The organism is Pararhizobium sp. P1_E7 (assembly GCF_056405855.1).
The window spans coordinates 1-3,334 of record NZ_JBFUBH010000154.1; the positions used below are offsets into that span (position 1 = coordinate 1).

A 3,334-nucleotide genomic window follows, 5' to 3' on the forward strand; every position below is an offset into this window, starting at 1 on the left:
GGACCCTGCTCCAGGACGCGCGTTACTCCTTCGGCCAGATTTGTTATGTCGTCGGCAAGCGCGGTCACGAGCAAGGCAAGCGGTGCGGCAACAACAAAGACCAGCAGCAGCGTCATGGCTGCGGCCGCCGACGCCCGGTTGCCTCCGACAGCACGTTCGCATCGGCGGTAGATAGGCCACGTCGAGAAGCAAATCACCGCAGCCCACAGTATTGCCGACAGGAAGGGCCAAAGGACAAGAGCGCAACCGATCGCCAGCAGCGCCAGCGCGCCGATACCCAGAACATGTTCGATCCGTCGGCTAAGTGGCTCCATGATCAATTCCGCCTGTTTCCTTGCGAAGGCCTTCCAGCGTCAAAATTTAACGCCAACGTTGTGAACGATTGACCGCTTGGGCCATCATGCGACTTCGGTGGAGGTCTCAAACGCGCCACAAGTGGAAGCTGGTGGCTGTTGCTACCGAAAAGCGTAATAAATCTGATTAACGCGATGCCTATTGCTGCCGAAGCCAAGACCTCCAGTTTTTACCAGTCAGGAAGTGGCCGAAGAGTTGGGACAACAAAGCCCGCGAAGCCTTGAGGCTGGGTGGGACTTTCCCGCTCCCACCTGTAACATGACAAGCGCTCAGCAATCGAGATCTTCTACGCATCGGGCGGATTCTACGCGTGGAACTCGACAAGGAGGGTGAAGAAATCGGCCACTCATACCAACGCGAGCAACTCGGAGTTCAACCAGGGGCCGAACCGTTGCCGGAGGTCACGCGGCGGCTGGCCTATCGGCTACAACGGCCTCATCCCGGTGTGTAATTGAAACCCTTGTTCCGGGCATCGCGTTTGCCACGGTGATCACGGCCTCCAATTGGTTGCCGAGCGCCTCGACAATGCCCGTGCCCAAGCCGGGCTTTGCATCATCCGCGTTCGTCGGCATCCCTATGCCGTCATCAGCCACCTGAAGGGTCCAGTCTTTTCCTTTGGCGTGATAGTCGACGGTGATTTTCCCTTTGCGCTGGTTCGGGAACGCGTGCTTGAGCGCATTGATCACAAGCTCGGTGACGATAAGACCGAGGCTTACGGAGGTGTTTGCTCCGGTAACGGCTTTGTCCACGGTGACGTCGATCGAGAGTTGTTCGGGATCATGGATCATGGAAGCTCCAAGGCTTCTGCAAAGCTGCTCGAAATAGCAGCGTAGCTCGACTTCACCGACGCTGGATGCCGCGAGTTGCTGCTGGACCGCAGCGATTGACATCACCCGGCTGTGCGCAGACGTCAAATGCGTGCGGGTCTCTTCGGACTGAACCTTTCGCGCGCTCTGCAAAAGGATACTCGCAATGATCTGCAGGCTGTTGGCCACCCGATGCTGAACCTCCTGAATAAGGATCGCCTTGTCCTTCACCTTTTCGGCTAGCCTTGCGTCCGTGACGTCGGCCACCGTCAAGAGTAGTCGGACCTGCGCGGCATCCGCATAGTCAAGCTTTTGAACTGAAAGAACTAAACGTCTGGTATCGTGGCCGGGGCGATTCAAATCAATCTCATAACCACGGACATCCGCCATCCCGGCCGCCGTTGCCTCAAGCAAGGCCGATAGCTGCGCGACGTTCCATTCGCCATCGCCGAGCTGCGAGAACTGTTTTCCCGGGGCCGTATTGGGGTCGATCAGAAATGCCTGGTAGAAGGAGGTGCTGGCCGCAATCACGCAGAGATGGCCGTCGAGAAGCACGATCGGCGCACTGGAGGATGCAATGACCGCGAGAGCAAGACTGAGCGAGGCTTCAGGATAGAGAGGCGTGACGGCTGTCATTGTTGTGTCCTTTGGGCCAGAGGCTCGCGCTGCGAAAGCCATTCCCCGCATGGACGTGAACTAATTCGATGTGGGAAGAAAACTGGTCCACGAGGATACTATCACGAATATCAAGAGCACGTTCGTTCAATCGATCGAAATGCGCTCCTGGTATGCTCGTTCCAGTGGTCAAGATCAGAAAAGAACACGCGGACTTTTGGCAGTCAATTACAAGTGTCGTCTTCGGTCGATGGAATCCTCGTCGATTGTTCATGTGGGCGTCGTCGGCAACGGATGTGGGTGCGTTCCAGGCAGGTGGGAAGCTGGTCTGCCTTTCGTTGGCGACGGAGAGAAGCCGGGCAAATCCCCGTGTTCTTCATCGGTGTCGTGTCCGGTTGACACGGACCGCGCCCCTCGAAGAGACCTAATCTCGACGGCGACTTCAAGTTTCAGAAAAATAATTGTGCGTCGCAGCAACAAAGGAGCACTCTGGACGTTTTCACCGGCCCGCGCCATCCGGGTGATGAGTCCAGGAGGTGACGATGAGACTTTCAGACACCCTTAAACGACTTGCAAAGCTTCGATCCTTTGCTGGCAATCCCAATGTCCGGCTGTCGAGATTGGCTAACCTCCAGCGCTTCGGCTCGAACCCAGGCGCTTTGACGGCGTGGTGCCATGTCCCAATMCCGGGGACGCCTGCAGGGACTGCGGCGAGGTTCTGTCGATCAGGCAGATGATCGAGACAACGGTTTCGGAACACGGTATCGACCCGCATCGGATTTACATCACGGGTCTGTCGGCCGGGGGAGCTATGGCAAACGCGATGCTGGCCGCCGATCCCGAGGTGTTCGCGGGCGGCGCGATAGTCGCGGGCCCGACGGTCCCCGAGGCGTTCGACAGGATGCGTAGCCACGGCTTCCAAGCCCGACGCGTTGCAGGTCAAACTACGCAGCGCCACCGCTCACAAGGGCCCGTGGCCGACGATCTCTGTCTGGCACGGCACCAGCGACAACACGGTCATCGAGGCGAACGCACGGGCGATCGTGGAGCAATGGCGCTCTGTGCACGAGAGGTCGGTGTCAAACCGAGTTCCACCGAAGCGGTAAACGGACACGCCCRGCGAGCTTGGAAGGATGCCTCAGGCCCCGAGGCGATCGAATATTATAGCGTCGCAGGCGTGGGCCACGACACACCGCTGGACGTGGCGTCCGGCTACGGGAAATGCGGGCCGTTCATGCTGGATGCCGGAATCTCATCGACCGTTCATATCGCCCGATCATGGGGTCTTGCTGCCTCGTTCGAAAGGCGGGAACACGTTGCCGAAACGCCGATCGAGGGCGCTGCGCAAAATCCCCGGCGCGAATGGCCTGAACATGCCCCAGCGGAAAATAGCATACAGGCGGTAATCGAGAAGGCACTTCGCTCGGCCGGGCTGATGCGCTGACGCAGGAATGCGGAGCCATGTTTAAAAGTTCTCGATGAGCCGGCTTTATACGGAAACCAACAGGGTTTGTTCCCATTGCTCAAACGCTCCACGGTTCGCTCGCGCGTTCCATCGT

General features: G+C 58.5%; 1 protein-coding gene and 2 pseudogenes. 1 reads left to right on the top strand and 2 read right to left on the bottom strand.

Annotated elements, in window-relative coordinates:
• Positions 1–314: pseudogene (locus tag AC1D17_RS28170) on the bottom strand (AI-2E family transporter); the annotation flags it as partial.
• A gap of 441 nt (positions 315–755) precedes the next feature.
• A complete protein-coding gene (locus tag AC1D17_RS28175) occupies positions 756–1,796 on the bottom strand; it encodes a sensor histidine kinase (RefSeq protein ID WP_477568519.1) in 1,041 nt (346 codons plus the stop codon).
• A 521-nt stretch (positions 1,797–2,317) separates the two neighbouring features.
• Here AC1D17_RS28175 and AC1D17_RS28180 point away from each other — a divergent pair.
• Positions 2,318–3,219: pseudogene (locus tag AC1D17_RS28180) on the top strand (extracellular catalytic domain type 1 short-chain-length polyhydroxyalkanoate depolymerase).
• Positions 3,220–3,334 lie beyond the last annotated feature (115 nt).

Bases quoted from the DNA above. Each gene is read 5' to 3' on its own strand.
- AC1D17_RS28175 (WP_477568519.1), bottom strand. From the start codon at position 1,796: ATGACAGCCGTCACGCCTCTCTATCCTGAAGCCTCGCTCAGTCTTGCT.